Source organism: Priestia sp. P5_B4 (assembly GCF_056400385.1).
On the sequence record NZ_JBFULJ010001100.1, the window covers coordinates 1 to 1,104 of the forward strand.

General features: G+C 32.6%; 2 protein-coding genes. Both read right to left on the reverse strand.

The genetic code is table 11. The features are described from left to right. Positions 1 to 566: LacI family DNA-binding transcriptional regulator (locus AC1DRF_RS29115; protein WP_477742457.1), on the reverse strand; the 566-nt coding region annotated here is incomplete at its 3' end. Positions 567 to 758: 192 nt separating this feature from the next. Then, on the reverse strand, positions 759 to 1,104 hold a 346-nt coding region (locus AC1DRF_RS29120; RefSeq protein ID WP_477742458.1), incomplete at its 5' end, for a LytR/AlgR family response regulator transcription factor.

Below are 1,104 nucleotides of genomic sequence, written 5' to 3' on the forward strand. Positions count from 1 at the left end.
ATCACTCCATCTAGAGGACCTGATATAAATCCTATTCTTTTATGTCCCAGCTTAACCAAATATTCTGTTGCTTTTTGAGCCCCGCTGATATTATTAATAGAAACGGTGGGGATGGCTGAACCTTCTATATATTCACATGCCAAAACTACAGGATATTTGAGAGCCATTTCCTCAATGTTCTTCGATTCCATTCTCGCCGTTAGTAAAACCATTCCATCAGCTTTTTTTTGGAGAAGTATGTTTAAATACCCATTTTCTCTTTCCAAATCATTGCCCGTATCCCCAAGCAGAACTTGATATCCGTTTATGACGGCTACAGACTCAATTCCTCTTAATACCTTGGAAAAAAAAGGATTTGTTATATCAGGTACAATGACTAGAATGGTTTTGGTTTCTAATGTTCTTAACTGGCGAGCTAATGCATTTGGCTGATAGTTTAATTCTTTAATTACTTGTAATACTTTCTCAGTCGTTTCTTCCGTTACAGTGTTAGGTTTACTTAGCACTCTTGACACTGTAGCAGTTGAAACATTTGCTTTTTTTGCTACATCTATTATTCGCACCATTTTACGACTCTCTTTTCTTGTTCTTCTCTATAACAGAATTGTAATCGCATACAAAAGTATTGTCTAATTGGATTCAGACAAAATTTTCTGAGATTCAAACTCTTTAAATTTCCTTTTAAGCGTCGTTTTTATCCATATAAACAAAAAAACAACAAATTAAAAAACTCAGCACTTATTGCTGAGCTCTATGTTTTATAATAATTTGTACCTTTGCAGATTATCTACTTTATGCTTGGAAATCCTTGCAGTTTCCTTATAATCTTTAAAATAGGCTTTATACATTTGACCCTTTGCTTCGATTCTTGTTAAAAGTTCCACATTTATAATATAAGATCTATGAGATATCATAAACCTAGAATCAACGGCACCTTCCAAGCTAGTTAAAGCTTCATTTGTCTCGAATTTACCATTTTTAGTATGAATGACAGATTTCCGATCAAGTCTTTCAATAAAGATAATGTCTTCTAATGGAATAAAAATTATATTTTTCTGCTGTTTAATCATTAAATCCTTTTTAAATGAATGTTCTTTATCCACT